The organism is Brevibacterium sp. S111 (assembly GCF_004745075.1).
Lineage (GTDB): Bacteria > Actinomycetota > Actinomycetes > Actinomycetales > Brevibacteriaceae > Brevibacterium.
In genome coordinates this window covers 173,004-199,963 of sequence record NZ_RHFH01000004.1, presented here as the reverse complement: position 1 = coordinate 199,963, position 26,960 = coordinate 173,004, and the positions used below count along the sequence as shown (strand labels likewise).

Here is a 26,960-nt window from a genome sequence, read left to right as displayed (position 1 = left end):
CAGCCGAAAGGCTGCGGGAACGGATCAGCGTGAGCGGCGAAGCGCGTCGGGATGCTCCCGGAGGTGGGTGCCGAGTGCAATGAACAGCTGGGCTCCCTGGTCGACATCGGCAACCGACTTGCAGAACGAATACCGGATCGACGATCGGTAAGCGCTGTAGGCAGAACTGCCGGGTCGGCACAGGGCCGGAACGGGAATTCCGACCAGGCCGAACTCGCGGCCCAGCAGATCATTGAGCGCGAAGGCATCGAGCTCGGTCAGCGCCGAGAAATCCATCACGGTGAAGTACCCGGCCTGCGGTGTCGACACCATCGCTCCGGCAACGCTGCGACAAGCCGGGACGAGCACATCTGCGCGGGCACGCAGTGATGCGCGGTTCTCCGCGACGAACGTGGAGTTGCCTGAGAGCAGCTCGGCCATACCGATCTGCATCGGCCCACCGGCGGTGAAGGTGAGGAACTGTTTGACCGTCTGAATGGCTTTCAGGACAGTGGGCGAGGCGATGACCCAACCGATCTTCCATCCGGTCGTGTTCCAGGACTTGCCTGCCGAAGAGACCGTGACGACCCGCTCCGCATCCTCGATGGCCACAGCCGGTGGAATGTGTGCGGCCCCGGTGAGGACGAGCTGTTCGTAGACCTCATCGGTGATGATCCAGGCATCGACCGACTCGGCCGCGCGACCGATATGGGCGAGCTCTTCGGCAGAGAAGATGTGCCCGGTCGGATTGTGCGGGGTGTTGACAAGGATGATCGTCGGCCGCACCTGCGCGATCACGGAATCGAATTCCGCCCAGTCGGGCGCAAAGCCGCCCTGACCGTCGGGCAGAATCGCCACGGTGTGCAGGTTGCCGCCGGCCGCTGTGATCGCTGCCGGATAGGAGTCGTAAAACGGTTCGAATGACACGACTGTTCCGCCGCGGGGAAGGAGGGCGAGGATCGCGGCGGTCAGCCCTTCGGTGGCACCGGCGGTGTAGAACACCTCGGCGGGATCGACCCGTTGGCCGAAGTCGCGTTGCCGCTGCGCCGCAACAGCCTCCAGCAGCTGCGGGAAGCCCTGACCGGGAGCGTACTGGTTGAAACCGGCGCGCATCGCTTCCGCGGTGGCAGTGATGAGCTCATCGGGCGGTTCTGTCCCGGGCGCGCCCTGTCCGAGGTTGACGGCACCGAGGTCGGCGGCCAGCTTCGTCATCTGCCCGTAGATGGTCTCACCGATCGTTCCGTCGGGGTTGGTCAGTCCTGCGGCCTCGGCCATGTCATGCCACAGTCGGCTGCCTTGGATGTCCGGCATCATGCGATCGCCTCGGGGGAGACCCGACCGAAGTGATCGAGTGCGGTTTCGTGGAGATGGGAATTGCTGGCCACGGCATTGCCGCCGAAGGGGCCGGGGACTCCCGCGGTGTTGGTGAAGGTTCCTCCGGCTTCGAGCACGATCGGCACGAGCGCGCCCATGTCATAGAGAGCGAGCTCGGGCTCGCAGGCGAGATCGACAGCACCTTCGGCCACGAGCATGTACGAGTAGAAGTCGCCGTAGCCGCGTGTGCGCCACAGGGATTCGCAGAGTCCGAGGAATTCGTCGAGGATCCCCAGATCCTTCCACCCCATCAGTGAAGAATACGACAGCGATGCATCGGCGAGGCTCGCGACCTCGGACACGGAGATCGGCTTCGCCGGAGCCCCCAGCGCCGCGGCGAACGCCCCCTTGCCCGTCTCGGCCCACCAGCGTCGTCCGAGCGCCGGTGCCGAGACCATCCCGAGCAGCGGAGCCTCGCCGTCATAGAGGGAGATCAGGGTTGCCCACACAGGCACTCCGCGCACGAAGTTCTTCGTCCCGTCGATGGGATCGATGATCCATCGGCGGGAGGATTCGCCGTGGGAGCCGAACTCCTCACCGAGAACGCTGTCATCCGGGCGCACCTCGCCGAGGCGGTCCACGATCGCCCTCTCCACCGCACGGTCGCATTCGGTGACGGGAGTGAGATCCGGTTTGGTTTCGACGGAGAAATCCTGGTCCCGGAAGCGAGGATGGCTGATGGAATCGGCGAGATCGGCGAGCTCTCTCGCCAAGTCGAGGTCGTTCATGCTCCCAGCCTATCCAGTCGTGGGCAGCAGCCTGCGCAGCGACTCCAGACGTGAGATTCCGCCGGGGCCGCCTTTGCCTTCCGCGACCCAGTCGTCGAGGCGACAGCCGGGGGAATCGGCGAGGTGAGTGCATCCTCGAGGGCAGTCGGCTGTGGCGTCGACGAGTTCGGGGAACGCGGAGATGAGATTCTCCCGGTCGACATGCGCGAGACCGAAGCTGCGCACACCGGGGGTGTCGATGAGCCATCCGTCGTGTTCCAGCGGCAGGCAGACCGCGGAGGAGGAGGTGTGCCTGCCACGTCCCGTGACATCGTTGACGTGCCCGGTGGCGCGCTCGGCGGCGGGGACGAGGGCATTGGTCAGTGTGGATTTGCCGACGCCCGAATGTCCGACGAGGACGCTGATGCGCCCGCCGAGGCGGTCGAGGATCTCCGCATCCGACTCCACGGTGTCTGCATCCGGGTCGATCGCCGATTCGACGATGTCGACCCCGCTGGCGGAGAACCGCTGCCGGATCTCCGTGGCCGGATGCAGATCGGTCTTGGTGACGATGAGCAGGGCAGTGATCCCGGCATCGAAGGCCGCGACGAGAGCACGGTCGATGAGCCCGAAGGAGGGGTCCGGGTCGATCGTGGCCGTGACGATTCCGAGGACGTCGACGTTGGCGACGATGACGCGTTCGGTCGGGTCGGTGTCATCGGCGCTGCGTCTGAGCAAGGTCTTGCGGTCGGTGATCTCGACCAGTCGAGCCAGTGTCCCCTCATCGCCCGAGGTGTCTCCGACGAGTCTGACGACGTCGCCGGGTACGATCGCCTGACGGCGCAGATGAGAGGCCCGCACGGCCGTGACCGAGGCGGCCCGACGCCCCGATTTCCCCGCCGTCTTCTGCCGGTGGGCCGAAGACGGGAACTTCCCGTCGTCATCGGCGAGGATGACTCGGTACCGTCCTCGATCGACCTCGGTGACCAGTCCGGACACAGCGTCCTTGTGGTCGGGGCGGTTCTTCGTCCGGGGACGCGAGCCGCGTCGGTTCGGTCGGGGACGGTAGTCCTCGTCGCGGTAGATCTTCCCCATCTCAGGTTCCGGGTGTGAGCATGGCTTCCCACAGCTGAGTGAAGGCCGGCAGAGTCTTGGCCACGGTGCCTGCGTTTTCGATGATCATCCCATCGTTGCACGAGGCGAGGATGGCTCCGGCCATGACCATGCGGTGGTCGTGGTACGTGTGCCACAGTGCCGGACGCAGTTCGCGGGTGCCCGTGATCGTCAGGGCCTCGGCGTGCTCGACGACGTCGACGCCGAGGGCTGTGTACTCCCGGGTGAGGGCGGCCAGTCGGTCGGTTTCGTGACCACGCAGATGTCCGATGCCGCGCAGCTGCGAGGTGCCGTTCGCCAGGGCAGCCAGTGCCGAGACCACCGGTGTCAGCTCGCCGACGGCCGAGAGGTCGAGATCGACGGGGGAGATCTCCTCGGGGCCCGTGACGTGCAGACCGTCCCGGTCGAGCGAGACCTGCGCGCCGAAGGCTTCGGCGATGTTCCTGAACCCGTCGCCGGCCTGCGTGGTGTGCGCGGGCCAGTCAGCGATGGTCACGGTCCCGCCCGCGGCGATCGCGGCCGCGGCGAAGGCGGCGGCGTTCGACAGATCCGGTTCGACCTGGACGTCGAGCCCGCGCGGCTGCCCGGGTTCGATGATCCAGCGTTCGGACTCGGGTTCGCTGACGTCGACTCCGGCGTCTCGGAGGACCTCGATCGTCATGTCGACATGGGTGCGGCTGGGCACGGTCGTGCCGGTGTTGACGAGTTCGAGACCCAAGGGCATGACCGCACCGGTCAGCAGCAGACCCGAGACGAACTGGCTGGAGGCGCTGGCATCGATGTCGAGTTGGCCGCCGCGCACCTGCGAAGAGGCATGCACGGTCATCGGCAGCATGCCCTCGGTCGAGGTGATCTGCGCGCCGAGGCGGCGCAACGAATCCACGGTGACCGACATCGGGCGCACCCGTGCCTGTTCGTCCCCGTCGAGGACGACCTCACGACCGGTCAGCGCCGCCACCGGGGGGATGAAGCGCATGACGGTGCCGGCGAGACCGCAATCGATGGCAATCGGTCGGGCCTCCTCGGTGCCGGGGGCGCTGCCCGGACCGGTTCCGACGTCGGTGCCGGCCAGAGCGATGGGTTCGATGTGGAGCACATCGCCGTCTTCGTCGATGACGGCACCGAGGCGACGGAGTGCTTCGATCATGAGCATGGTGTCGCGACTGCGCAGCCAGCCCTTGAGCTCGGAGCCGGACTGGGCAAGGGCCGCGAGAATGAGATAGCGGTTCGTCAGGGATTTCGAACCGGGCACGGAGACGGTGGCTGTGATGCGGGAACCGGCGACCGGCGGTTGCCAATCGCCGGTCACCGGGGGAGTGTGCGTAGGGATGTCAGTCAACTCCGAGTGCGCTCAGTGCCTGTTTCGAGGTGTCTTCGACGCTCGACCACAGATCCTCGGCTGCGTGCTGGGTGCGCCACCACAGCCCGGGGCGACCGGCGGTGTCGACGCTGGCCAGCAGTGCACCGCCGAGCAGAGAGGTGCGCAGCACGGTGCGTTCGTTGCGTGCCTTCTTCTCTTCCTTCGTCGTCGCCTTCTCTGCAGACAGACGTTCGCCGACGGTGTCCAGAAGGTAGGTGCCGACGAGGATCGTGGCACTCACGCGGGGGAAACGGCCGATGGCCAGCAGAGAGCCTGCCGCCACCTGAGCGACACCGGTCGCTCGAGCGAGAGTGACGGCGTCGACGGGCACGTCGACCTGTTTGCGAGCCTGGTTGAGCAGCGGACCGACCGAAGCCGCGGCGGCCTCGGGCTTCAGCAGACGGTCGACGCCGTTGAGAATGTAGCCGGCGGCCAACATGGGCCGTGCGATGAGGCGAATGGGAGACACGGTGGTCCTTCCTTCAGTGGCGGGCATCTCAATGGCAAGCATAACCGCTGATCCGGGAATAGTGGGACCTCGGTCCGATGTTGAACACAGTGATGCTATTCGGCGGGTCGAACCCGTCGCGAATCGACAGGCAGAAGGGAAGGTCTATGAGCGCCACTGCCGTCCTGGAGAGAACGGGCGTACCATTGACTGCGATGACCGAATCAGTCAAAGAAGTCCCGGAAACCGCTGCGGAGAGGTCGCAGCGGTTCGAGCGGGATGCTCTGGAATATGTCAATCAGCTCTATGCGGCTGCGCTGCGCATGACCCGCAATCCGGCTGACGCCGAAGATCTCGTACAGGAAGCCTACGCGAAGGCGTACGCGGCTTTCCATCAGTACAAGCCCGGCACCAACCTCAAGGCCTGGCTGTACCGGATCCTGACGAACACCTTCATCAACAACTATCGGAAGAAGCAGCGTCAGCCGAAGGAACACGGCAGCGAGGACATCGAGGACTGGCAGATCGCCCAAGCGGACAGCCACTCGTCCTCGGGCGGTCGCTCCGCCGAACTCGAAGCGCTCGACCATCTGCCCGACAACGACGTGAAGGAAGCTCTCTCGGCGCTGCCTGAGGACTTCCGCATGGTCGTCTACTATGCCGATGTCGAGGGTCTGCCCTACAAGGAGATCGCCGAGATCATGGAGACCCCGATCGGCACAGTGATGTCGCGTCTGCACCGTGGGCGTCGCCAACTGCGGGAGATGCTCGCCGACTACGCCGCCGAACGTGGTTTCGTGAGTCCGGAGGGAGGTGCGAAATGAGAGACGAAGGATGTTGCGAAAGCGTCAGGGCCGAGTCTCTGATGCGCATCTACCATTATCTGGACGGCGAACTGACGACGACGGAGATCCGTGAGATCTCCATTCACCTCGATCAGTGTCCTTCATGCCACGACGAGTATGAGATCGAAGCGCTGCTCAAGGAGCTTGTTCGTCGTTCCTGCAGCCACGACCGGGCACCGATGGGGCTGCGGGAGAAGATCCGGCAGCGGATCGCGCTCGAACAGAACAGCTGGCCGGGAGTCTGAGCCGGATGGCTTGAGCCTGAAACGAGTAGAAGAGGGCGGGAAGAGAAACGAATCTCTTCCCGCCCTCGTCATTCACTGAGCGAATCAGTGAATCAGCTGTTCGGACGCTTGCCGTGGTTTGCTTTGTTACGGCGGCGATCGCGACGCTTGCGGCCACGCTTGCTCATGGTGATCTCCTTCAATAGACGGTTCATTATCTCATGATCGTCTGAGCAGGGCAAAGTCATCACGAAGTCGTTGACCTCGTCTTCGCCCCACCGCAGAGCGGACGGATTTCGAGTCTCAGCTGTCGCCGAGGACGTCCTGGACTCCCAGCCAGCCGAACCATCCGCGGTGCAGGACGAGCCAGGCCAGCAGACCGTACCCTTCCTGTGCCGGCAGATGCTCGCGCGAAGACGCGACCTCACGCTGCCAGACGGGATGGCCGAGAAGGGGAGTGAAGGTGTCGACATAGGTGATGCCGCGCCTCTTGGCCACATCGGAGAAGCTCGCATTGAGCTCGGCGATGCGGCGATTGCGGTCACCGTCGTGCTCAGGTGGGGGCCCGAGCACGAACGTCGAGACCTTGCGGGCCAGGGCCTCGTCGAGGATATTGGCCACATCGAGCCGGGCCCGGGCCACGGAACGTCCCGTATCGAGGTCACCGGACCCCAGGGCCAGGACAAGACGATTGTCTCCGTCGGGGGTGAACCGCAGCGAGGCCTCGGCGATGGTGCGGGCATGGAGGCCCGCAGAGTCCTCGGCGGGCACTGCCAGCGGATAGACCTTCAGCTCGGGCAGGCTCGGCAGGGTCCTGGCCGTGACCCTGCCGACCCATCCGAGACCACGACCATCACCGTGGCCGGCGACCAGAGGGCCGCCGACCACGGCGATGGTTGTGGAGACGTCGCTGCTCACCGGCTGAAGATCCGCTCGACGAGTTCCTTCTGCTGCACCTCATGGAAGTGCTTGAGTCCCGTCGACGTGGCGGCAGAGGCCGCACGCGAGATGACATTGACTTCGCGACCGCCGAGGAGCTGAGGCAGGTTGAGAGCCATGAACGGCCATGCGCCCTGGTTCTCCGGCTCCTCCTGCGCCCAGACGACCTCCGCATCGGCCGGGAAACGGTCGAGGACGGCGGTGATGGCGGCTTCGTCGAGCGGGTAGAGCTGCTCGAGACGCACGAGCGCCATCTTCGTGTCGTTGTCCTTGTCCCGCTTGGCCTTGAGCTCCCAGTAGAGCTTGCCGGAGACGAGGACGACGCGCTCGACCTGCGAAGCGTCGACATCCTTATCGTCGATGACGGTTTCGAACTTGCCCGAGGTGAATTCCTCCGGGGAGTTCGCCGCGGCCTTGAGCCGCAGCATCGACTTCGGAGTGAAGACGATGAGCGGACGCTTGTTCGTCGTCGCGGCGTGGCGACGCAGCAGGTGGAAGTACGAAGCACCGGACGACGGGTAGGCGACCGTCATATTCGACTCGGCGCACAGCTGCAGGTACCGCTCGATGCGGCCCGAGGAGTGGTCGGGTCCCTGTCCTTCGTATCCGTGGGGCAGCAGCATGATGACACCGGAGTTCTGCTGCCACTTCTGCTCGGAAGAGGAGATGAACTCGTCGATGACCGACTGCGCACCCTGTGCGAAGTCACCGAACTGAGCCTCCCACGCCACGAGGGCGTCCTTGCGCTGGACGGAGTAGCCGTACTCGAAGCCGACAGCCGCGTACTCACTGAGCAGGGAATCGTAGACCCAGAAGCGGGCCTGATCCTCGGTGAGGTTCTGCAGCGGAGTCCACTCGTTGCCGTTGACGGCGTCGATGAGCACTGAGTGGCGCTGGACGAAGGTTCCGCGGCGCGAATCCTGGCCGGCCAGACGCACGGGCACGCCGTCCATGAGCAGCGAACCGAAGGCGATGAGTTCGGCGAAGCCCCAGTCGATGCCACCGGTCAGCGACATCTCCTTGCGCTTCTCGAGCAGCGCCCGCAGCTTCTTGTGCACCGTGAAGCCCTCGGGCACTTCGGCGAAGGCCTCACCGATGCGTTGGAGCATCTCGGAGCTGATCGCCGTCTCGGCATCGTTGAAGGTCTCGATGTCGCTGGGCTCGTAGGGAGCGTTGAACGCTTCGCCCTCGTAGGGACCGGTCTCGGCCTCCTTGGTCTCGGCGAATGCCGATTCCAGCTTCGACTGGTAGTCCTTGAGCGCCTCGGCGGCTTCTTCGTCGGTGATGCACTTCCTGCCCACGAGCGACTCGGTGTAGAGCTTGCGCACCGAACCCTTCTTCTCGATGAGCGAGTACATCAGCGGCTGAGTCATCGACGGGTCGTCGCCCTCGTTGTGACCGCGGCGGCGGTAGCACACGAGGTCGATGACGACGTCCCGATTGAATTCCTGCCGGTATTCGAAGGCCAGTCGTGCGGCCCGAACGACCGCCTCGGGGTCATCTCCGTTGACGTGGAAGATCGGGGCGTTGATCGACTTGGCCACGTCCGTGCAGTAGAAGGATGATCGCGCCGAGGCGGGGGGAGTGGTGAACCCGACCTGGTTGTTGATGATGACGTGAACGGTTCCGCCGGTGCGATAGCCGCGCAGCTCCGAGAGGTTGAGCGTCTCGGTGACCACGCCCTGACCGGCGAAGGCGGCATCTCCGTGGACGAGAACCGGCAGCACGGAGAAGCCGGCCTCACCCTGGTCGATGAGGTCCTGCTTGGCGCGGACGATGCCTTCGAGGACCGGGTCGACGGTCTCGAGGTGGCTGGGGTTGGCCGCGACGTAGACGCCGGTGGTGTTGCCCGACGGCGAGGTGAAGGAACCCTGCGTGCCGAGGTGGTACTTGACGTCACCGGATCCCTGCACGCTGTCGGGGGACATGGTGCCGTCGAACTCCTGGAAGACCTGCGCGTAGCTCTTCCCGGCGATGTTCGTGAGCACGTTGAGGCGTCCGCGGTGGGCCATTCCGATCGCGACCTCGTCGAGCCCGGTGTCAGCGGACTGGTTGAGGATCTCGTCGAGCAGGACGATCGCGGACTCTCCGCCTTCGAGGCTGAACCGCTTCTGTCCGATGTACTTCGTCTGCAGGAAGGTCTCGAATGCCTCTGCAGCGTTGAGACGACCGAGGATGTGGCCCTGTTCCGACCGGGTCAGCTCCTGATGCGGAATCTCGATCTTCGACTGGAACCAGCGGCGCTGGACCGGGTCGGCGATGTGCATGTACTCGAAGCCGATGGTCCGGCAGTAGCTTTCGCGCAGCAGTCCGAGGATGCTGCGGAAGGGCATCATCGGTTTGGCGCCGAAGCCGCCGGTGGGGAACTCGCGTTCGAGGTCCCACAGGGTCAGACCGTGCTGGTTGATGTCGAGGTCCGGGTGCGAACGCTGACGGTAGACCAGCGGATCGATGTTGGCCATGAGATGACCGCGGGTGCGATAGGCATCGATGAGCTCGATGACACGCGCGGTCTTGTTGACGTCGTCCTGGTCTTCGGCCGAGACGTCGGGGACCCAGCGCACAGGCTCATACGGCAGGCGCAGGGACTCGAAGACGTCATCGTAGAATCCGTCCTCACCCAGCAGGTAGCTGTGCACGAGTTTGAGGAACTCACCGGAACCGGCGCCCTGGATGACGCGATGGTCATAGGTCGAGGTCAGGGTCAGCACCTTGGACACGGCCAGGGAGTTGATGGTCTGCTGGCTCGCGCCCTGGAACTCGGCCGGGTAGTCGAGTGCTCCGACGCCGATGATGCAGCCCTGGCCCTTGGTCAGACGCGGCACTGAGTGGACGGTGCCGATGCCGCCGGGGTTGGTCAGGGACACAGTGGTGCCGGCGAAGTCGTCGGCGGTCAGCTTGCCCTTGCGAGCCTTGTCGACGAGGCCGTCATAGGCATCGACGAACTGGCGGAAGGTCAAGGTCTCGGCCTTCTTGACGTTCGGCACCAGCAGGGTGCGCGAGCCGTCCTTCTTCGGCACGTCGATGGCCAGCCCGAAGTTGATGTGGGCCGGCGAGATCATCACGGGCTTGCCGTCGCGGACATCGTAGGAGACGTTCTGCGAAGGGAAGTTCTTCAGTGCCCGGATGACGGCGAAGCCGATCAGGTGGGTGAAGGAGACCTTGCCGCCGCGGGTGCGCTTGAGGTGTGAGTTGATGACGATGCGGTTGTCGATGAGCGCCTTGGCAGGCAGTGCCCGCACCGAGGTGGCGGTGGGCACCTCGATTGAGTCATCCATGTTCTTGGCGATGAGCTTGGCGGGGCCGCGCAGCGGAGTGATCGTCTCCTCCGGGGCGGGCTTGGGCTCGGTGTCTTTGGCCGAGACCTGGGGCACGGACTTCGTCTCGGCCTTCAGCGTCTCGGACTCGGCCGAAGACGGTGAGACCCCGCGAGAGGTCTCACGTGAGGTCGTCTGTGCCGCAGCGGGGGCAGAGGACTTCGCCTCCGACTTCTTCGCAGTCGGCTCCGCCTCCTGCTTCGCAGCGGACTTGTCAGCGGCCGGCTTCGCGCCGCCGCTGTTCTTCTCGTACTTGTCGAAGAACGGCCACCAGGACTTGTCGACGGAGTTCTTATCTGACTTGTACTGCTCATACAATTCCTCGACCAGCCACTCGTTCGACCCGAAGTCTTCAACGGTGCGGTTCGGAGTATTGACGGACACGGCGTTGATCGCCTACTTCCTGATTCAAGACTTGCTGCTTAACGACAACACCCAGCCTAACGCGATGTGCCCTGCAATGTGCACATAGGGGACAATAGTGTTATGCGTTTCATCTCAAATGACCCGAACAGCGATCTGACCTACTCCGATGTCTTCCTCGTCCCGAACTCGTCATCGTTGACGTCCCGGTTCGAAGTCGACCTCACCACGACCGATCCGACGGGGTCGACGACACCGCTCGTGGCCGCGAACATGACCGCTGTGTCCGGACGCCGGATGGCCGAGACGATGGCTCGCCGGGGCGGACTGGCTGTGCTGCCCCAGGACATTCCGCTCACCGCCGCGAAGGACACCATCTCCTGGGTCAAGAGCCGGGACCGGATCTTCGAATCGGCTCTGCGCTTCGCGCCGGAGGACACGGTGCTCAACGCCCTGCATGTGCTGGCGAAGCGTCCCCACGGATTCGGCGTCGTCGTCGACTCGGCCGGACGACTCGAAGGCATCATCAACGCCGCCGATCTGCGCGGCGTCGACCGGTTCACCTCGGTCGCCGAGCTCCTCGACTCCTCACCCCATGTCATCCGCGCCTCCGAGATCGACTGGTCCGATGATGCGCAGCTGGAGTCGCTGTTCGAATCGATGACCGACTCGCGGGCCGAATTCGCCGCTGTCGTCGATGATGCGAACACGGTATTGGGTTCGCTGACGCCGAAGTCGCTGCTGCGGTCGTCGATCTACACGCCGAACGTCGATGAGCGGGGCCGTCTCAAGATCGCCGTGGCCATCGGCGTCAACGGTGCTGCCGTCGAACGCGCGAGTGCCCTCGTCGAGGCCGGCGCCGACGTCCTCGTCGTCGACACCGCCCACGGCCACCAGGTGAAGATGCTCGACACGCTGTCTTCGATCGCCGAGGCGGACCTCGGGGTGCCGATCGTCGCCGGCAACGTCGTCACCGCCGACGGTGTCCGCGACCTCGTGGCGGCCGGGGCCCAGATCGTCAAGGTCGGTGTGGGGCCGGGTGCGATGTGTACGACACGCATGATGACAGCTGTCGGTCGCCCGCAGTTCTCCGCCGTACTCGAATGCGCCGAGGCGGCTCGGGAGCTCGGCGCCCACGTCTGGGCCGACGGGGGAGTGCGCTATCCCCGCGATGTCGCTCTCGCGTTGGCCGCCGGGGCCTCGCAGGTGATGGTCGGTTCCTGGTTCGCGGGTACGCACGAATCGCCGGGGGACCTCCTGGTCGACGGCGAAGGCAGGAAGTACAAGGAGAGCTTCGGCATGGCTTCGGCCCGAGCGGTGGCCAACCGCACTCGGTCGGAGACGGCGTTCGCACGGGCCCGGAAGGGGCTGTTCGAAGAGGGCATCTCGTCGTCAACCATGTACATCGATCCCGAGTCTCCCGGAGTCGAGGACCTGCTCGACGGAATCACGTCGGGAGTGCGCAGCTCCTTCACCTACGCCGGCGCCGGCGATCTCGCGGAATTCGCGCGGGTGGCCGCCGTCGGAGTCCAAAGCGCTGCCGGATACGAAGAGGGCCGCCCGCTGTCGGGAAGTTGGTAAGATCAGTTCATGCACAGTGACAGTCTCGGCCGGCGGGAAGCCGGCGCCCCAGATGATGATCCTCACCCCGTGAGGGTCCGTCACTTCACCTACTGTGATCTTCGGTCTGCACGGAGCGAGGACAGTCGCTGATGGAATGGCTGTTCCTTGCCCTTGCCCTGGTCCTCATCCTCGGCACCGGCCTCTTCGTCGCGGCCGAGTTCTCACTGCTCACCCTCGATCGTCATACGGCCGATAAGGCCGTTGACGAAGGCGTCGTCGGGGCCAAGACCCTGCGCGCCTCGATGACGCACCTGTCCACCCAGCTCTCGGCGGCGCAGGTCGGCATCACGATCACCACGCTGCTCACCGGCTACCTCATGGAACCGTCCCTGGGTCGACTGCTGGCTCCGGTCTTCGAAACGTGGGGAGTGGGCCCCGGGCTCTCCGCGTCCTTGGCGCTGACGATCGCTCTCATCTTCTCCACGGTGGCGTCGATGATCTTCGGTGAGCTCGTCCCGAAGAATCTTGCGATCGCAGTCCCTCTGGCCACCGGACGGATCGCCGCTCCGATCCAGTACGTCTTCTCGATCGTGTTCCGACCCGTCATCGCGTTCCTCAACGGCACGGCCAACAAGATCCTGCTCTCCATGGGCATCGAGCCGCAGGAGGAGGGGTCGGTCGGGCGGTCGCCGGAGGAGCTGACCTCCCTGGTGCGCCACTCCGCGGAGGAAGGCGTGCTCGATGAGCAGACGGCCGACCTGTTGGAACGGACGCTGAGCTTCTCGGAACGCACCGCCGAAGACGTCATGACTCCGCGGACCCGCATGTCGAGCGTGGAGAAGGACACCACGGCGCGAAGGATCATCGAGCAGGCACGAGACACCGGCTTCTCCCGGTTCCCGGTCGCCGCCGAGGACAAAGACCACATCGTCGGCGTCGTCCACGTCAAGCAGGCGTTCGCTGTTCCACCCGCAAACCGAGACGACGCCTACGCCGGGGGACTGATGACCGAGGTGCGTGAGATCCCAGAGACCCAGCGGCTCGATCCGCTCCTCATGGAACTGCGCGCCACGGGCCTGCAGATGGCGGTGGTCGTCGACGAATTCGGCGGCACCGCCGGAGTCGTCACCCTCGAAGACGTCGTCGAGGAACTCGTCGGTGAGGTCGCGGATGAGCATGACCGGATGCGGATCGCGGCGCGACCGGCCCGCGACGGGTCCTGGATCGTGCCCGGCCAGCTGCGCCCCGATGAGATCTCCTCGACGATCGGGATCACCATCCCCGAAGATTCTGACTATGAGACCTTGGCAGGTTTCGTGCTCAAGGAACTCGGGCGGATTCCCGAACCCGGGGACCACGTGCGCACCGATGATGCGCTCATCCGCGTCGAGCGGATGCACGGACGACGCATCGAGCGCCTGCGGGTGGTGTTGCGCGCTACCGACGCGAGCGCCTTCGAGACAGGAGGTGAGAGCCGATGAGCGCCGATTGGCTCGGATTGATCTGGCTGGTCGTCCTCCTGCTGGGCAACTCATTCTTCGTCGCCGCCGAATTCGCGGTGGTCGCTGCGAAGCGGTCCCAGATCGAACCGCGCGCCGCCGAAGGCTCGGCTGCCGCGAAGACCGCGCTCTACGCGATGGAGCATGTCTCGCTGATGCTGGCGATCTGTCAGCTCGGCATCACGGTGTGTTCCCTCCTCTTGGGCAATGTGGCCGAACCGGCCATCCACCACCTGCTCGCCGGTCCACTCGAGGGATTGGGGATCCCCGCCGGCCTGTCCTCGACGATCTCTTTCGTCCTGGCGCTCGGCGTCGTCACCTATCTGCACGTGGTCATCGGTGAGATGGTGCCGAAGAACCTCGCTCTGGCTGCATCCGGTCAGGCCGTGATGCTGCTGGCGACACCGCTGGTGTTCCTCGCCCGCGTCTTCGGCTTCGTCATCCGACCCCTCAATGGTCTGGCCAACGCGATCCTGCATCTGTTCAAGGTCGAGGCTCGGGACGAAGTCAATGAGGCGTTCACGATCGAACAGGTCGAATCGATCGTCGCCGAATCGAAGCGTGAGGGACTGCTCAGCGACGATACCGGGCTGCTCAAGGGCGCCCTGGAGTTCAGTGACAAGACCGCGGTCGACATCATGGTCCCGATGTCCGAACTCATCACGATCTCGGACAAGGTGACGCCGAACGAACTCGTCACGCTCGTGGGCAAAACCGGATTCTCACGGTATTTCGTCGTCGGCGACGACGGCTATCCGCAGGATTACCTCCACATCAAGGACGTCCTCTACGCCGACACCGATGATGCCTTCGACGCCCCGGTGCCGAGCAAACGGTTCCGACCGCTGTTCACCGTCACCGCCGCTGATGAGATTGAAGAGGCGCTGGCGCAGATGCAGAAGGTCGGCATCCACGTCGCCCGAGTCATCGACTCGGAGGCACGGGTCCTCGGTCTGCTCTTCCTCGAAGATGTGCTCGAGGAGCTCGTCGGTGAGGTCCAGGATGCGATGCAGCGGGGACGGTTCGATTTCCGCCGCTGAACCTGACGAAATGGCGGCCTCTCGCAGTCCCATCGTCTCGCTCGGAGTCCCGAAGCAGGCGCCGCCGGTCTTCGCGGGTGCGGATTTCTCATCTCCGGATCGGTCTTGCCGAATGCCCACAGAAGATGATAACGAATGATAACGAAGCGGTGACCGTCGTCACCGCACGCAGGTCATCTGTAGTGATCCGCAGGGAGCGTGTTTCAGCATATGTCCAGGTCACACACGGTGGATGAGGGTAACGTGACATTCTGTAACGATGTCGTTATAGTGTTGTGACATAAGCTTTTCGGGGTCCGGATCCGGGCCTTTCAGAACAACCGATGCCAACAGTATGGAGCATTATGTCGAGTGAGCTCTCGACCGTCGAGGCGTTGCCGGTTCGCCGACGCGATCTGCGCAGACAGAATTCCTCTGCTCAGGTTTCGACGATCTTCTCCAAGAAGCCCGTGACAACGCCGTCGCGAGGGCATGAAGACCCCACTCTGTCTCCGCGTCGCGCCGCCATGGCCGCAGAGGCCCGCGCCGCCGCCGGTTCACCGCGGCGGGCTGCGATGGCCAGAGAGGCCGCTCGGTCGGCATCCCAGCCGCTGACACCCGCAGGGCACAACTCGAGTCTGGCCGCTGCTCAGCTTGGCAGCCGCGGTTCCGATGGTTCGCTGCTGCGTTCGGTTCGCCGGCGCCAGGTCACGACCTTCTCCGCGCTGGCCACCGTGTCGGTCACGGGCACCGCGATCGCCGCCGTCATGGTCGCCGGCAATCTCAGCGGAAGCCAGGAAGTGAAGGTCGACGACACTGCCGCCGAATCCCAGCAGCGCGCGATCAACGCCGAATCCGTCTCCGCCGACATCAAGGTCGACGAAGACGACAAGACCTCGATGACCATCGGCGCCCCGAGTGCCAAACAGACGAAGGTCGATGCCGCTTCGCGCGCCATCACGAAGACCGTTCTGCCCGGTTGCGAGGGAGAAGCGCCGAAAGGCGAGGTGAGCAACGGTGAGTTGCCCAGTGATTGGCTGTGCGATATCGGTGTGGGCAACCACAAGCTGCGCGCCGACGCTGCTGTGGCCTTCGCGAAGATGAACGCCGCGTTCAAGAAGGACACCGGCAAGGACCTCGCGATCACCGACTCCTATCGTTCACTGGAATCGCAGGTCTCGGTCGCTGCCCGCAAGCCCGGCTTCGCCGCACGCCCCGGCACCTCGAACCACGGTTGGGGATTGGCGCTCGACCTCGGCGCCGGAACCTCGAGCGGCACCGGCGAACAGTACGACTGGCTGGTTGCCAACGCCGGCAAATACGGCTGGGAGAACCCGGACTGGGCCAAACGCAATTCCTACGAGCTCTGGCACTGGGAATACGTCCCCGGGCGCAAGGACATGAAGGGCGCCTGAGCCCGCGAAACGCGCCGTCGCCACTGTGCCTTCCACCGCGTGCAATCGAGACTCGATTGCACGCGGTGTCTTTTTGTGAGGTGGTGCCCGACGGTGATAGAGTTGCACCCGTTGCCCGCGTAGCTCAGTGGATAGAGCGTCTGCCTCCGGAGCAGAAGGTCGTAGGTTCGAATCCTGTCGCGGGCACCATGTAAGGCCTCTGATCAGCGAATACGTTGATCAGGGGCCTTTCTTTTATTGTGGCGATCCCGGAGAGTACGCACTGAAGTACGCATTAGAGCTCTCGGCAGGCAGCCCGGGGGAGTGGGGGTTCGAACGCCTTCGCCTGAACTCAGGATGACGCGGCATATTCCCTGGATCCGCTCAGCGCCTTGTACAGGGCCTGGCGGGTGATCTGTTGGTAATGGAACCTCCTTGGCCTTCGACTAGCCTTCTGGGCCCCGCTGCGGGGCTACTGAGACCTGTTCGGCGTCGAGCCTTAGGATCGCGGTTGTAAGTCAGCGCCGCATGAGAAGATCGAGTCAACGGCGAATAAGGAGTCAAAGGTGGCCAAAGGCTTGAGCATTAACAAGCGAGCGATAGCGAAGATGCAGAAGGACATTCAACGGGAGTTCGACAAGCGACCTGTCGAGGTGCCAATAAAGGCTGATCCGACAACGGGTTCCGGTGCGTCACAGCAACCGACGGTCAATCATTATCACGCGCCCGTCGTGACAGTGAACGGCGACCAAGCTCAGGTCGCATGGGGCGACGGCACGATCAATCAACAGCAAGAGAATGTTCGCCAAGTCGCGGATGGCTATCAGGACCTGGCTCGTATTGTGGCCGACATTCTCGCGAAGTTGGACAACTTGCCGCTCACTGACGAGGATAACCAGTACGCGCGAGAGAACGCCGAGGCGCTCATGGGCGAAGTCGTGAAGGCCGATCCTGACAAGGGCGTCGTACGGCGTGGTGTGATATTGCTCAAGGGTTTACTCGCTTCAATCACGACAGGCGCTAACCAGGCCGTGACCGCAGAGAGCGCTGAATTCGCTCGCGAAGCAATCGAAGGTCTCGGGAAAGCCGTAGGGTCCTGACTCACCGCACAGCTCTACCGGTTCTTGCTCTCCAACGGCCGGCGGACAGGAAGTAGATGTTAAGTCTCCAGCCCGGGCATGTCTACTAGTGCGATATCAGATCGGCGTATTTCCCCGATCCGTTCAGCGCTGAGTATAGCGTCTGGCGCGAAACGCCCAAGTCGCGGGCCACCTTCGCCTTCGGCACGCCTTCTGAGACCCGCCGACGGGCATCCGCGATCTGCTCAGGGGTGAGCTTCGGCTTACGCTCGTACACGCCCTTCTTTTTCGCGAGAGCGATCCCCTCGGCCTGGCGTTCGCGGATGGTGGCCCGTTCCAGCTGAGCAACCGCAGCGAGGATGGTCAGCATGAACTCGCCTTGCGGCGTGTCCGTGTTAAGCGCGGGGTTGTCGATGAACTCCACGGCGACGCCTTTGGCCTGGAGCTGTTCGACGAGGTCGAGGAGGTCCCGGGTCGACCGCGCCAGCCGATCCGGGGACTTCACCCGCACGATGTCGCCTTCGCGGACGTAGGCGATCATCTCGGCCAGCTGAGCACGGTCATCGACGTTCTTACCCGAGACCTTCTCGGAGAACAGGCGGTCGATGTCTCCGATCGCTTCGACCTGTCGTGCTTCGTTCTGATCGGCCGCGCTAACGCGAACGTAGCCGACCGTCTGTCCGCGATGTTCAGTCACGACTTCTCGGTGGCCTTCTTGTACGCCGCCCTGACTTCGTCGACCTTCGCCACGACTTCCGGGGAGGCGCGGAAAACGATGAGGTGGCGCTTGGTCCCTTCCCGCTGCTCCTTGGTCTCCCTCACCTCGCTGCATCCGCGAAGAATCTCGATAGCGTCCTTGCGCCGATCCTTGCCGTGGAAAGTGCCGAGGTTACGCAGCTCGACGCCCTCTGAGCCGCTACGGACGATCTGGTCGTAGAGACCCGCCGCGCTCGTGTAGCCCTTCCTGACCCAGGGCCTGGGGTCGCCCGGCGGTTCCAGTGCCGCCGGGAGCTCTACGCTCTCGACGACGTCGTCGAAGGCGACCTGCTCCGGAGAGCGCTTGGCACGCTGCTCCCACTGCACTGAGAGGATATGCGGCGAAACGTTGTTCATTGTTCTGTCTCCTTCTAGTGTCCAACGGCATCTTGAGTTGCCGTCTGATGTGTCCAATGATACCACTTGCAACCTCGTTAGACTGTGAGCTTCAGCGATAAATGGCGGTGTTCTTTCAGCGCTCTGTGACGGTCGTTCACTTCTCTATACGCAAGCCGGAACTTCCAATGAGTACCCGCTATGGTCGATGGTTCTCAATGCGTAAGAATGGGCCCATGAACGAATTCGAGCCATCTGCACCGGTTAACCGTTATGAAGCGAGTGACGCTTGGCGCACGGTCGATAGGTACTTCACGTCGACTCTTGTCGGGGAAGACAGTGCCCTAGTCGTGGCGCGTGATTCGGGCGACGAGACAACAATGCCGAATGCCGAAGTCGCAGCTAATCAGGGTGCGTTCCTAGAGTTGTTGGCCCAGATCGCTGGTGCTCGACGTGTACTTGAATTTGGCACGCTAGCAGGATATTCAACGATCTGGCTCGCACGGGCAGTCGGCGAGCAGGGACAAGTGGTCACGCTCGAACTAGAACCACAGAACGCTGCAGTCGCTGAGGAAAATTTTCATATCGCTGGCGTTTCACATCGAATCGAGACGATCGTCGGACGAGCAACGGAATCGGCAGAGCGGCTGATCCATGATGGTGCCGAACCTTTCGACTTCGTATTCATCGATGCCGACAAGCCAAACAACCCCGCCTACCTCGCGGCTGCACTAAAGCTCACACGTTCCGGTGCAGTCATCGTCATCGACAACGTCGTTCGTAACGGAGCTGTCGCTGACGCTGCCAGCGCTGACCCTAGGGTTCAAGGGGTACGTGCTGTCGCGGAAGATATTGCAGCCCATCCCGACCTGGACGGCACGGCACTCCAGACAGTAGGCGAAAAGGGATGGGACGGACTCATTATCGCCCGGCGACGCTAAACCAGCCGTAGCCCAATCGCAGAAATGCTCAACATGGCCTACCCAAATGGATACTTCCCCAATGTGCGCTCCATCCTGTCTTCTAATGAGGTGCGATTTGTGAGTTTTAGCGAGGCGGTGCCTTTCCATTGCACAGTGGTGGTCCAGACGCTTTAGGGGCTCGGCATGTCCTGGTAGGTTGCGAGCATGAGTGATCGGCAGCATGAGCGTTGGCAACGAGGCAACAGAATCTTCTGGACTTACCGCGACCCAGACTTCCCCGATCTCGTGGATCAACGGCCGGTAACTGTAATCGCTGATGATGATCAACACCTTGCAGTGTGGATGGCCGCGGGGACTCGAATGCTCTATCAGGTCAGCAATGATGGGCAAGATCTGCGCTCCCTCAGCGGGACAGATCGCTTCACCGCCCCGCGGGCCCAAGCAGTCAGAAACTGGGTAGGCTCCGGGATACTTGCAGTCTTCCAGGCAAACACCATGTACTCCGTCTGGTTCTTCGAGACGAAGCCGGGAGTCCGTAACTCTTATTACGTGAACATCGAAGAAGAATTCACACGGTCTGATTCCGGTATCGAGACTTCAGACCTCGTGCTCGACGTTCTGGTGAGTCCTGATCGCATCTGCACTTTCAAAGACGAGGATGAACTTGAGCTCGCCCACCGCGCTGGGGTGTTCTCGACAGCTAAGGTGGAGCAGATCAGACAAGTGGCACAGCAAGCCGTGAAAGATGTCGAGCATTGGGAATTCCCGTTCAACGCCGGATACGAGGGCTTCCAGCCGGACCCGGATTGGACGGTGCCTACTTTGCCCACTGATGCCGACTGGGAGTTTGAGGATGTCGCAGGGAGAGGCTAAGTGGGAGACTGTCGATCGGCTCCTGGTTCACGAAGGGCGTGTGGTGCTTTTCGACCACACGGTCACTCTCCCCGATGGCTCGCCAACTCACTACGAAGTTGACGAGAGCATTCCATTTGCAGCCGCGGCACTCGTCTTCATCGACGATCACGTGTTGGTCACTCGGCAATACCGCTACCCGATTGATCGCTGGATCTTCGATCTGCCCGCGGGTGGGGCCGAAGATGGTGAAGAGCCGGTAGACACGGCCCGTCGCGAACTTGAGGAAGAAGCGGGGATTGTGCCGGTGAGCTTGGTTCCCCTCCACACTTTCTTCTTGAACCCTGGCCGGACAAGCTGGCCCGTGCACGTGTTCTTCTCTTCAGGAGTAGCGACAACGGGGACCGCAGCCCGGGATGATCCCGCGGAGCAAGTCAGCGCTGTTTGGCTTCGAGTAGAAGAGTTGGACTCGTTGATTGCAAGAGGTGAAATCGTCGATCCGACGCTGATCATTGCGCGAACGATGGCCGCAAGCCGCGGACTTATGCCGCCTCCTAAACCTTTAGTTTTATGAGACGACGAACTCGTTCGGTGGTGACAACTCCGTGAGTCGCAGCGGTGAGTGGCGTGGTTTTTCGCAGTGTCTAGTGGCCAATGACGAGGATGCTGTAGAGATGCCACCAACTTTGTACATATCGCCGAATACATTGGTTAAGAAGTCGCCGCCTGCCTAGTTCGACAGTCGGTGCCGGAGGAGGCAGAACTCGTTGCCTTCTGGGTCAGCAAGGACTTGCCAAGATTCTTCGCCCGTCTGGCCGACGTTCGTTGGGCAGGCACCCAGCGCTAGCAGACGGTCCAACTCGGCGTCCTGGTCGCGATCCACCGGGTTCACATCAAGGTGTAGGCGCAAGGGTGCTGCCTTCTTCTCGGCCACGGGCGCGAACACGATGGTCGGTGCCAGACCGCCAAATCCCGATTCCGGGCCGATCTCGATGTCACCGCCGTCGCGGCCCAGCTCGACATATCCGAGCACTTCGCACCAGAAGCGGGACAGCATCTCGGGGTCGTGACAGTTCAACACAAGTTCGGAAAGGCGACAGCTCATGTGTCGAACCTAGACATAGGCAGCCGGTATGGCAACCACCCGATTGAATACTTGCATACATTTTCCCGAGAGCGAGTAGGTGTGTAATCTGCCCGGACAGGTCGAAACAAGATCGACATCTCTACAGGTGCCGGCAGTTGTTTCGTCGGTGATGGCTCGGCTAATACTTTGGATCTGTGGCGACGAGCTCGACCTTGAACCGCTCGGCGTTGTCTAAGAATGCGGCGTAGTGCTCATCGCCGCCTGCCCACGGGTGACGATCGACATAGAGCTGATTCCAGCCATGCTGCGGTGCCGCCTTCCACAGGCGATCTACGTCCCGTGTTGTACCCGCGTGGAAAGCGAGGTGGTTGAGTCCGGCAACACGGCGATCATGGGTGCCGTCTCGGGGAGCGTTGGCGAGCACGATGTATGTCGAGCCGTGCCGCCAGCTGCGTCCACCACTCCACTCTTGGTAAGGCGTGTACCCGAGGACGTCGAACATCCATGCCCAGGGGCCGACGGATGCCTCAAGATTCGAGACTTGTAGCTCAACGTGATGCAGCAATCCGAAGTCACCCATCCCGCTATCTTCCTTGGAAGTAGGCCCGTCAGCAACAAGAGTGGCCTTTTTATCACTGCGAGGTTGAAGTCGGTGTCGACTAGATGACTGCTCTACCATCCCAGTTCCTTGGTAGTGGGACACCGAAGACGAGCAACCTCATCGATCGGGCCAGAGCCTGAATTTCCGTCCCATAAGTAAGGCCCAGATCAACGTCCCATCTATTCCGTGCAGACACGAATATTGGTACGCTGGGCGCATGGAGTTGGGATACGCGCGGGTTTCGACGGTCAAACAAGACCTGGATCGACAGATCGATGCTCTGACCCAGACCGGAATCGCGGCCGAACGGATCTATGTGGACAAGAAGTCTGGGTCCACGGTCGACCGCCCCGGACTGCGCGCAGTCATGGATTACGCCCGCGACGGTGACGTGATCGTCGTCCACACCCTCGATCGGCTCGGGCGAACCGTTCGCGATACTCTGAACCTGATCCATGACCTCTCCAAACGCAACATCGGCGTACGCAACCTCGCCGACCCGATCAGGGTGGACTCGTCGAACCCCGATGATCCAATGGCGCAGCTGTCGGTAGTGCTACTGGCATTGTTCGGACAGATGGAACGCACATACACCCTGGAGCGTGCCGCCCACGCTCGAGCGGTAGCGACCGCGAAGGGCCGACGCATCGGACGGCCCTCCGTGGTGGATCCGGACAAACTGGCCTACGCCGAGCACCTACGCACGACCGGACACACCATCGCCGAGATCGTGGCCAAAACCGGGATCACTCGCACCAGCCTGTATCGCCACCTACCACCGCGGCCTCCCGAAGCAGTGACAGTCGCGCCGGAAACTGCCGCCGATCCCGGTCCCGAGACCTAATCCTGGACTGGTGATCGTCATGGCGCAGAGAACCCCACAAGAGAGGCTCGCTCTGATGCGCCAACACGATGACGGTGTCCCCTGGACACAGATCGCGACCGAATCAGGCGTGCCAGTGCGAACATTGGCACGCTGGGCCGCGAAGTATCGCGCTATCCCGACGTCCAATGGCCTTCAACGCCTCCGGCGAGCTGACAACGGTACCAGGCGAATACTGCCCGAGATTGTGGAGATAATCGAAGCTCTCGCGCTTCGCCGCCCCGAGCCCACAGTCGCGTACGTTCATCGCCGAGTCAGCGGCATCGCTGCCGATCGCGGACTGCCCGCGCCAAGCTACTCCAGCGTCCGGGCGATCATTGGAGCTATCGACCCGGGCCTGCGCACACTCGCCCAACACGGCGATGCCGCCTACCGAGACCAGTTCGAACTAGTTTTCCGCCGCACCACAGCGAACCCAAACGAACAATGGCAAGCCGACCACACACTCTTGGACGTTGCGGTACTCGACCAAGCTGGTGTGCCGGTTCGGCCGTGGTTGACGGTGCTGCTGGATGACTACTCCCGTGCCGTCGCCGGCTACACCCTCTTCCAGGGTGCCCCATCAGCCGAACAGACAGCCCTGGCACTACACCAAGCGGTCAATCAGAAGACAAATCCTGCCTGGCCGGTATGCGGCCTGCCAGATGTGCTCTATTCCGATCACGGCTCGGACTTCACCTCCGTCCGCCTCGAACGAGTTTGCCTGGACACACAGATACAGCTCATCCACTCACGGATCGGCGTTCCGCAAGGACGAGGGAAGATCGAGCGGTTCTATGGCTCCATCACCACCGAGGTCCTACCGCACCTACCCGGGTATATCCCGCACGGAACGAACGGAGAACCCCTCACGGACCCGACGCTCAGTCTTGAGCAACTCGACGCGATCCTGGAAAGATTCATCGTCACCGAATACAACCAGCGCCCCCACTCCGAAACCCACCAAGCGCCCGCCCACCGCTGGGCAACCTCCGGCTTCATCCCGCGCGCACCAGCACGACCGGAGGACTTGGACCTACTTCTGCTGACTGCGGCAGCTACAAGGAAGGTCCAACGCGACGGGATCCAGTTCGCCTCCACCCGGTATGTGTCCCCGGTACTGGCCGCCTACGTCGGTGAACAGGTCACCGTCCGGTTCGACCCGCGCGATGTCGGCGAGATCCGCGTCTATTTCAGCGATGACTACCTCTGCCGCGCGATCGCTCCCGAACTCGCCGCCGAGTCCGTCTCGCTACGAGAGCTGCAGGCTGCCCGGTCGCGACGTCGCCGTGACCTCAAGCGACAGCTGCGCCACCGCCGCAGCCTCGCCGACGCGCTGCCGATTGACAACCGTTACGTCCCGCCTGAACCACCCGAAGCGGAACCGGTCGGCGTCGAAGAAGTCCCACCACGACACGGATTGCGTCTCTATGCCACCGACTGACCCAAAACACAGTCTCCTCAGCAAGGACGATGACGGAAGCCGATTCCTTTTCGGCGATTTCGGGGAGATCAACTCCAGCGCCCCGCCACGGCCCGACTTGCCACCGTTCCAGACAACTCATGAGCATCGCCGCTTCGCCGAGTTCGCCAACGCGGTGCGCACCCATCGCTATATCGGCCTGTGCTGGGGGCCACCGGGAGTCGGCAAGACACTCTCCGCCCGGCACTACTCGGGTGTCGATGACTGGGAACAATGGGAATCTTTTTTCACCGACACCCTCGGCCCTGTGCCGGAACGCGTTCTCGAGGCCCGAACCGCGTTCTTCACCCCCACGGTCATGGCCACCCCGAAACAAATAGACCAGGGCCTGCCACGAGCATGCCAACGCATCTCCTTCGCCGTCGACTTCGCCGAGCACGGCATCGTCGACCCCTACGTCCATACCGAGTCCCGCTCCAGCGGACGCACCGAGCTGCTCATCATTGACGAAGCCGATCGTCTCAAGGCCACCGGCTTTGAACAAGTCCGTGACTACTTCGACCATCACCACATGGGCGTCATCCTCATCGGCATGCCCGGTATCGAGAAACGCCTCGCCCGCTACCCGCAGCTCTACAGTCGCATCGGCTTCGCCCACGAGTACCGCCAGCTGACCGCGGACGAACTCACCGCTGTCCTGGCCAGACGACTTCCTGCTGAAGGCGGCGCAACCGACGGCGGCGTCGCCCACGCAACTGCCATCGCCACTATCGTCCGGATCACCGCAGGCAACTTCCGCCTCGTGGACCGTTTACTCACCCAGATCGAGCGCGTGCAGACAGTGAACGACCTCAACGAGTTGACACCCGAGGTTGTAGAGGCGGCTCGGCAGGCTCTCCTCATCGGCCACTAAACGCCGCGAGAAGCGTGCCATTTACCGCTGCGACTCACATCGTTAGACACTAGATATAGCGACATTCCGATGTGTCTATTTGGGTACACCCAAATGGACACTGTTAGAAAAAGGTGAGTCGCGTTTGAGATTGAAATGGGCTGTCGACGATTAGCCACGGTTCGTCCCGTCTCCAATGAGAAGGTGGCCAGGATCGGGAGATCGGCCCCGAGCGAGGCTCAAGCGCGCAACATGGTCACGGGCGACCGCTGCTCAGTGTTTGTCGCATGCGCAGTTGTGGATCGTGCACTTAGTCACGGCGCTCCGCTACGACAAACCTTCCTTCGGATACGTTTCCACAAGCCAAGTCTCCATCTGGCCAGCCACTTCCTCGCTGATGAGTTCCCGAAGGGGGCCTTTCAGAAGTGGCCATATGCAGTACTTGATGATGCTGGGGTGCCGGTCTGGATCGGGGCAAGTAATCGCAGCAATGACGCGCAGGTGCAGCATCACGCCCTTCTCGATGGGTGCCATGGCTGATTTTCTTGCGGCCTCCAGCAGCTTCAGAATTACTTGTTGCAAGAAGTCTCTTTCCCCGTCCAGCAGGGTGAACGAATCGTCTCGGTCACGATTGAGACGCTTCTTTCCCCTGCCTTTGGGCTTTTCAACTGTGCGAGGGTATGGCTCAGGTGAGTCATCTTTCGGATTCTTCACAGACAACTCGATAAGACCGACGATGATCTCCGCCAATTCTTCATTTGTCTTGCTCGCGCAGTCGTTCAGTGTCGCGTAGACCTGACATACCGCCGCTAAAACCACGCAGAAGAAGTGGTCTGCTCTCTTATTTTTTCTGCCCTGAGGGCCACCCGAGCGAAGATGCCCTTCTATATCCGACAGAACTTTGCCGGCAATGGTCTCTGACAGTTGTTGCACTGTAGCGAGCTCCGTATCGGAGAGATCTACCGAATCAACACTCTGCTTGTCGCCTTTGTCAATCGCAATTTTGTGCTCAATTAGCCCGATGATGAATTCGTTGACTATATGAGCCCCGGCTCGAACGTCAGTGTTGTCGTTTGGATAGGCGCTGGGCTGGGTCTTGCTGTCACCATCGGCCGGTCCGCCGTTTCCATGTGAGGGTCTTATCCACCGCTGCTTCTTCGCTTTCTTACGAGACTCATCGCGCAGCTTCTCAACTTCCGCAGTGTCGTGCTGGTGCACGGCCTCTGCCACCACCCCTTGAGTCTTTACTGTTCCATGCATCGTGTTTCCGCAGGCACATGTGCACGTTGTACCGCTTGCGTCACGGCATCGCCAATGGTGGGTCATCGCTGATCAGCCCCTTCTGGATGACGCGGTGATATTTCTCTGAGTGTAACAAGGGGTGTGATGTTAACCACGTCGCGGCTGTGGATATAAGGCACTTCTGCCTCCTCCCTGCCCATGAGCCTGAAACAGCGTGCCAAATAGCGCTATTCTTCAAGTATGGGCAGAGGCAGAGTCGACTTTGACCGAGGACTGGCACGCCTGTCTGCCTATGCCAGAGAGCACGGCCACGCGAACCCCAAAGCACACGAAGAGTGGCTTACCTGGAGAGTCGGCCTGTGGGTTTCAAGCCTTCGAGAAAAATATCGCAAGGGCAGGCTGACAGATGAGCAGATCGCAGCAGCAGAAGCCATAGGAGTGCGATTCGTCCCGCCTTATCGCGATCCGAGGCCCAAGCCTCCGACACGTGCTGAACTAAGAGAAGGCGAGCTCCTCCGACGACTCGATTGGCTCGACGACTACTTTCAAGAGCACGGTCACATCAACGTCCCACAGCTTCGCGGCACCAGCACGTGGCCCGGCGCAGGCCGTTGGATTGCCCGCCTACGCTCCCTGCTTCGCGAGGAGAAGCTCCCTCAGTCAGTTGTCATTAGAGCCGAGAGTATGAACATTGTGTGGAACCCGGGTCCAGGCTGTCGATCCTATTGATGCTTGAAAACGCTAGAGGCGCGCGGAGACTTTC

25 protein-coding genes and 1 tRNA gene are annotated in these 26,960 nt (G+C 62.5%); 14 read left to right on the top strand and 12 right to left on the bottom strand.

Annotated features, from left to right (window positions below):
• Positions 1–24: 24 nt before the first annotated feature.
• From EB836_RS06630 to EB836_RS06610, 5 genes are read right to left on the bottom strand one after another with little or no spacing between them, the layout of a single operon-like run.
• Positions 25–1,293 (bottom strand): aminotransferase class I/II-fold pyridoxal phosphate-dependent enzyme, encoded by a 1,269-nt coding sequence (locus EB836_RS06630; RefSeq protein WP_240689674.1) that lies wholly within the window; start codon positions 1,291–1,293, stop codon positions 25–27.
• Entirely contained in the window at positions 1,290–2,081 is a 792-nt protein-coding gene (hisN, locus tag EB836_RS06625) for a histidinol-phosphatase (protein WP_135538737.1), read from the bottom strand. Before hisN ends, EB836_RS06630 begins: the two co-directional genes overlap by 4 nt.
• Before the next feature lie 9 nt (positions 2,082–2,090).
• Positions 2,091–3,155 carry a ribosome small subunit-dependent GTPase A gene (rsgA, locus tag EB836_RS06620; RefSeq protein ID WP_135538735.1) on the bottom strand — a complete coding sequence of 355 codons (1,065 nt, stop codon included), beginning with the start codon at positions 3,153–3,155 and terminating at the stop codon, positions 2,091–2,093.
• Between the two features lies 1 nt (position 3,156).
• Positions 3,157–4,482: a 3-phosphoshikimate 1-carboxyvinyltransferase gene (gene aroA, locus EB836_RS06615; RefSeq protein WP_240689672.1), complete on the bottom strand. Its 1,326-nt coding sequence runs from the start codon at positions 4,480–4,482 to the stop codon at positions 3,157–3,159.
• Between the two features lie 22 nt (positions 4,483–4,504).
• Entirely contained in the window at positions 4,505–5,002 is a 498-nt protein-coding gene (locus EB836_RS06610; RefSeq protein WP_135538731.1) for a DoxX family membrane protein, read from the bottom strand.
• A 194-nt stretch (positions 5,003–5,196) separates the two neighbouring features.
• Here EB836_RS06610 and EB836_RS06605 point away from each other — a divergent pair, with 194 nt between their 5' ends.
• Complete coding sequence (locus EB836_RS06605; RefSeq protein WP_135538729.1) at positions 5,197–5,805, top strand: sigma-70 family RNA polymerase sigma factor; 609 nt, start codon at positions 5,197–5,199, stop codon at positions 5,803–5,805.
• Entirely contained in the window at positions 5,802–6,071 is a 270-nt protein-coding gene (rsrA, locus tag EB836_RS06600; RefSeq protein ID WP_135538727.1) for a mycothiol system anti-sigma-R factor, read from the top strand. Before EB836_RS06605 ends, rsrA begins: the two co-directional genes overlap by 4 nt.
• A 282-nt stretch (positions 6,072–6,353) precedes the next feature.
• On the opposite strand, the gene EB836_RS06590 is transcribed toward rsrA, so the two are convergent.
• Together EB836_RS06590 and EB836_RS06585 are read right to left on the bottom strand one after the other, a co-directional pair.
• The gene (locus EB836_RS06590; RefSeq protein WP_135538725.1) at positions 6,354–6,968 is read right to left on the bottom strand and encodes a GDSL-type esterase/lipase family protein; all 615 of its coding nucleotides are present in this window, start codon (positions 6,966–6,968) and stop codon (positions 6,354–6,356) included.
• The gene (locus EB836_RS06585; RefSeq protein ID WP_135538723.1) at positions 6,965–10,690 is read right to left on the bottom strand and encodes a multifunctional oxoglutarate decarboxylase/oxoglutarate dehydrogenase thiamine pyrophosphate-binding subunit/dihydrolipoyllysine-residue succinyltransferase subunit; all 3,726 of its coding nucleotides are present in this window, start codon (positions 10,688–10,690) and stop codon (positions 6,965–6,967) included. Before EB836_RS06585 ends, EB836_RS06590 begins: the two co-directional genes overlap by 4 nt.
• A gap of 102 nt (positions 10,691–10,792) precedes the next feature.
• On the opposite strand from EB836_RS06585, the gene EB836_RS06580 reads away from it, so the two are divergent.
• The 6 genes from EB836_RS06580 to EB836_RS06555 all read left to right on the top strand — a co-directional run bounded on the left by EB836_RS06580 (position 10,793) and on the right by EB836_RS06555 (position 17,244).
• Positions 10,793–12,250: a GuaB1 family IMP dehydrogenase-related protein gene (locus tag EB836_RS06580; protein WP_135538721.1), complete on the top strand. Its 1,458-nt coding sequence runs from the start codon at positions 10,793–10,795 to the stop codon at positions 12,248–12,250.
• A 131-nt stretch (positions 12,251–12,381) separates the two neighbouring features.
• A complete protein-coding gene (locus EB836_RS06575; RefSeq protein ID WP_135538719.1) occupies positions 12,382–13,713 on the top strand; it encodes a hemolysin family protein in 1,332 nt (443 codons plus the stop codon).
• The gene (locus tag EB836_RS06570) at positions 13,710–14,771 is read left to right on the top strand and encodes a hemolysin family protein (protein ID WP_135538717.1); all 1,062 of its coding nucleotides are present in this window, start codon (positions 13,710–13,712) and stop codon (positions 14,769–14,771) included. The genes EB836_RS06575 and EB836_RS06570 overlap by 4 nt, the downstream gene beginning before the upstream one ends.
• A gap of 344 nt (positions 14,772–15,115) precedes the next feature.
• Positions 15,116–16,165, top strand: a complete 1,050-nt coding sequence (locus EB836_RS06565) for a M15 family metallopeptidase (RefSeq protein WP_135538715.1) — start codon at positions 15,116–15,118, stop codon at positions 16,163–16,165.
• 113 nt (positions 16,166–16,278) lie between these two features.
• A tRNA-Arg gene (locus EB836_RS06560) sits at positions 16,279–16,354 on the top strand.
• A gap of 356 nt (positions 16,355–16,710) precedes the next feature.
• Positions 16,711–17,244, top strand: a complete 534-nt coding sequence (locus EB836_RS06555; protein ID WP_135538713.1) for a hypothetical protein — start codon at positions 16,711–16,713, stop codon at positions 17,242–17,244.
• An 85-nt stretch (positions 17,245–17,329) separates the two neighbouring features.
• Here the strand turns inward: EB836_RS06555 and EB836_RS06550 are convergent, their stop codons facing one another.
• Positions 17,330–17,920 carry a recombinase family protein gene (locus tag EB836_RS06550; RefSeq protein WP_240689670.1) on the bottom strand — a complete coding sequence of 197 codons (591 nt, stop codon included), beginning with the start codon at positions 17,918–17,920 and terminating at the stop codon, positions 17,330–17,332.
• The gene (locus EB836_RS18425; RefSeq protein WP_240689668.1) at positions 17,917–18,336 is read right to left on the bottom strand and encodes a hypothetical protein; all 420 of its coding nucleotides are present in this window, start codon (positions 18,334–18,336) and stop codon (positions 17,917–17,919) included. The genes EB836_RS06550 and EB836_RS18425 overlap by 4 nt, the downstream gene beginning before the upstream one ends.
• A 215-nt stretch (positions 18,337–18,551) precedes the next feature.
• On the opposite strand from EB836_RS18425, the gene EB836_RS06545 reads away from it, so the two are divergent.
• The 3 genes from EB836_RS06545 (at position 18,552) to EB836_RS06535 (ending at position 20,664) form a co-directional block, all read left to right on the top strand.
• Positions 18,552–19,256 (top strand): O-methyltransferase, encoded by a 705-nt coding sequence (locus tag EB836_RS06545; RefSeq protein WP_167854374.1) that lies wholly within the window; start codon positions 18,552–18,554, stop codon positions 19,254–19,256.
• A 186-nt stretch (positions 19,257–19,442) separates the two neighbouring features.
• Complete coding sequence (locus tag EB836_RS06540; protein ID WP_135538709.1) at positions 19,443–20,111, top strand: DUF402 domain-containing protein; 669 nt, start codon at positions 19,443–19,445, stop codon at positions 20,109–20,111.
• Between the two features lie 40 nt (positions 20,112–20,151).
• Positions 20,152–20,664, top strand: coding sequence for an NUDIX hydrolase (locus EB836_RS06535; protein ID WP_240689666.1), 513 nt, complete (start codon positions 20,152–20,154; stop codon positions 20,662–20,664).
• A gap of 156 nt (positions 20,665–20,820) precedes the next feature.
• On the opposite strand, the gene EB836_RS06530 is transcribed toward EB836_RS06535, so the two are convergent.
• On the bottom strand, positions 20,821–21,195 hold the full coding sequence (locus EB836_RS06530) for a VOC family protein (RefSeq protein WP_101596698.1): 375 nt from the start codon (positions 21,193–21,195) through the stop codon (positions 20,821–20,823).
• A gap of 160 nt (positions 21,196–21,355) precedes the next feature.
• Positions 21,356–21,757, bottom strand: coding sequence for a VOC family protein (locus EB836_RS06525; protein WP_101596696.1), 402 nt, complete (start codon positions 21,755–21,757; stop codon positions 21,356–21,358).
• A 238-nt stretch (positions 21,758–21,995) separates the two neighbouring features.
• Here EB836_RS06525 and EB836_RS06520 point away from each other — a divergent pair, with 238 nt between their 5' ends.
• Genes EB836_RS06520 through EB836_RS06510 form a run of 3 tightly spaced genes read left to right on the top strand, consistent with a single transcriptional unit; the run spans position 21,996 to position 24,976 of the window.
• Positions 21,996–22,622, top strand: coding sequence for a recombinase family protein (locus EB836_RS06520; RefSeq protein ID WP_135538707.1), 627 nt, complete (start codon positions 21,996–21,998; stop codon positions 22,620–22,622).
• Between the two features lie 19 nt (positions 22,623–22,641).
• Positions 22,642–24,084: a Mu transposase C-terminal domain-containing protein gene (locus EB836_RS06515; protein WP_226842207.1), complete on the top strand. Its 1,443-nt coding sequence runs from the start codon at positions 22,642–22,644 to the stop codon at positions 24,082–24,084.
• The gene (locus EB836_RS06510) at positions 24,071–24,976 is read left to right on the top strand and encodes an ATP-binding protein (RefSeq protein ID WP_101596691.1); all 906 of its coding nucleotides are present in this window, start codon (positions 24,071–24,073) and stop codon (positions 24,974–24,976) included. The genes EB836_RS06515 and EB836_RS06510 overlap by 14 nt, the downstream gene beginning before the upstream one ends.
• Positions 24,977–25,282: 306 nt before the next feature.
• On the opposite strand, the gene EB836_RS06505 is transcribed toward EB836_RS06510, so the two are convergent.
• Positions 25,283–26,185 carry a hypothetical protein gene (locus EB836_RS06505; protein ID WP_135538705.1) on the bottom strand — a complete coding sequence of 301 codons (903 nt, stop codon included), beginning with the start codon at positions 26,183–26,185 and terminating at the stop codon, positions 25,283–25,285.
• Between the last annotated feature and the right edge of the window lie 775 nt (positions 26,186–26,960).

Coding starts and splice junctions, on each gene's coding strand:
- EB836_RS06630 (WP_240689674.1), bottom strand. CDS start 1,293: ATGATGCCGGACATCCAAGGCAGCCGACTGTGGCATGACATGGCCGAG.
- hisN (WP_135538737.1), bottom strand. CDS start 2,081: ATGAACGACCTCGACTTGGCGAGAGAGCTCGCCGATCTCGCCGATTCC.
- rsgA (WP_135538735.1), bottom strand. CDS start 3,155: ATGGGGAAGATCTACCGCGACGAGGACTACCGTCCCCGACCGAACCGA.
- EB836_RS06605 (WP_135538729.1), top strand. CDS start 5,197: ATGACCGAATCAGTCAAAGAAGTCCCGGAAACCGCTGCGGAGAGGTCG.
- rsrA (WP_135538727.1), top strand. CDS start 5,802: ATGAGAGACGAAGGATGTTGCGAAAGCGTCAGGGCCGAGTCTCTGATG.
- EB836_RS06580 (WP_135538721.1), top strand. CDS start 10,793: ATGCGTTTCATCTCAAATGACCCGAACAGCGATCTGACCTACTCCGAT.
- EB836_RS06575 (WP_135538719.1), top strand. CDS start 12,382: ATGGAATGGCTGTTCCTTGCCCTTGCCCTGGTCCTCATCCTCGGCACC.
- EB836_RS06570 (WP_135538717.1), top strand. CDS start 13,710: ATGAGCGCCGATTGGCTCGGATTGATCTGGCTGGTCGTCCTCCTGCTG.
- EB836_RS06565 (WP_135538715.1), top strand. CDS start 15,116: ATGTCGAGTGAGCTCTCGACCGTCGAGGCGTTGCCGGTTCGCCGACGC.
- EB836_RS18425 (WP_240689668.1), bottom strand. CDS start 18,336: ATGAACAACGTTTCGCCGCATATCCTCTCAGTGCAGTGGGAGCAGCGT.
- EB836_RS06545 (WP_167854374.1), top strand. CDS start 18,552: ATGAACGAATTCGAGCCATCTGCACCGGTTAACCGTTATGAAGCGAGT.
- EB836_RS06540 (WP_135538709.1), top strand. CDS start 19,443: ATGAGTGATCGGCAGCATGAGCGTTGGCAACGAGGCAACAGAATCTTC.
- EB836_RS06530 (WP_101596698.1), bottom strand. CDS start 21,195: ATGAGCTGTCGCCTTTCCGAACTTGTGTTGAACTGTCACGACCCCGAG.
- EB836_RS06525 (WP_101596696.1), bottom strand. CDS start 21,757: ATGGGTGACTTCGGATTGCTGCATCACGTTGAGCTACAAGTCTCGAAT.
- EB836_RS06520 (WP_135538707.1), top strand. CDS start 21,996: ATGGAGTTGGGATACGCGCGGGTTTCGACGGTCAAACAAGACCTGGAT.
- EB836_RS06515 (WP_226842207.1), top strand. CDS start 22,642: ATGGCGCAGAGAACCCCACAAGAGAGGCTCGCTCTGATGCGCCAACAC.
- EB836_RS06510 (WP_101596691.1), top strand. CDS start 24,071: ATGCCACCGACTGACCCAAAACACAGTCTCCTCAGCAAGGACGATGAC.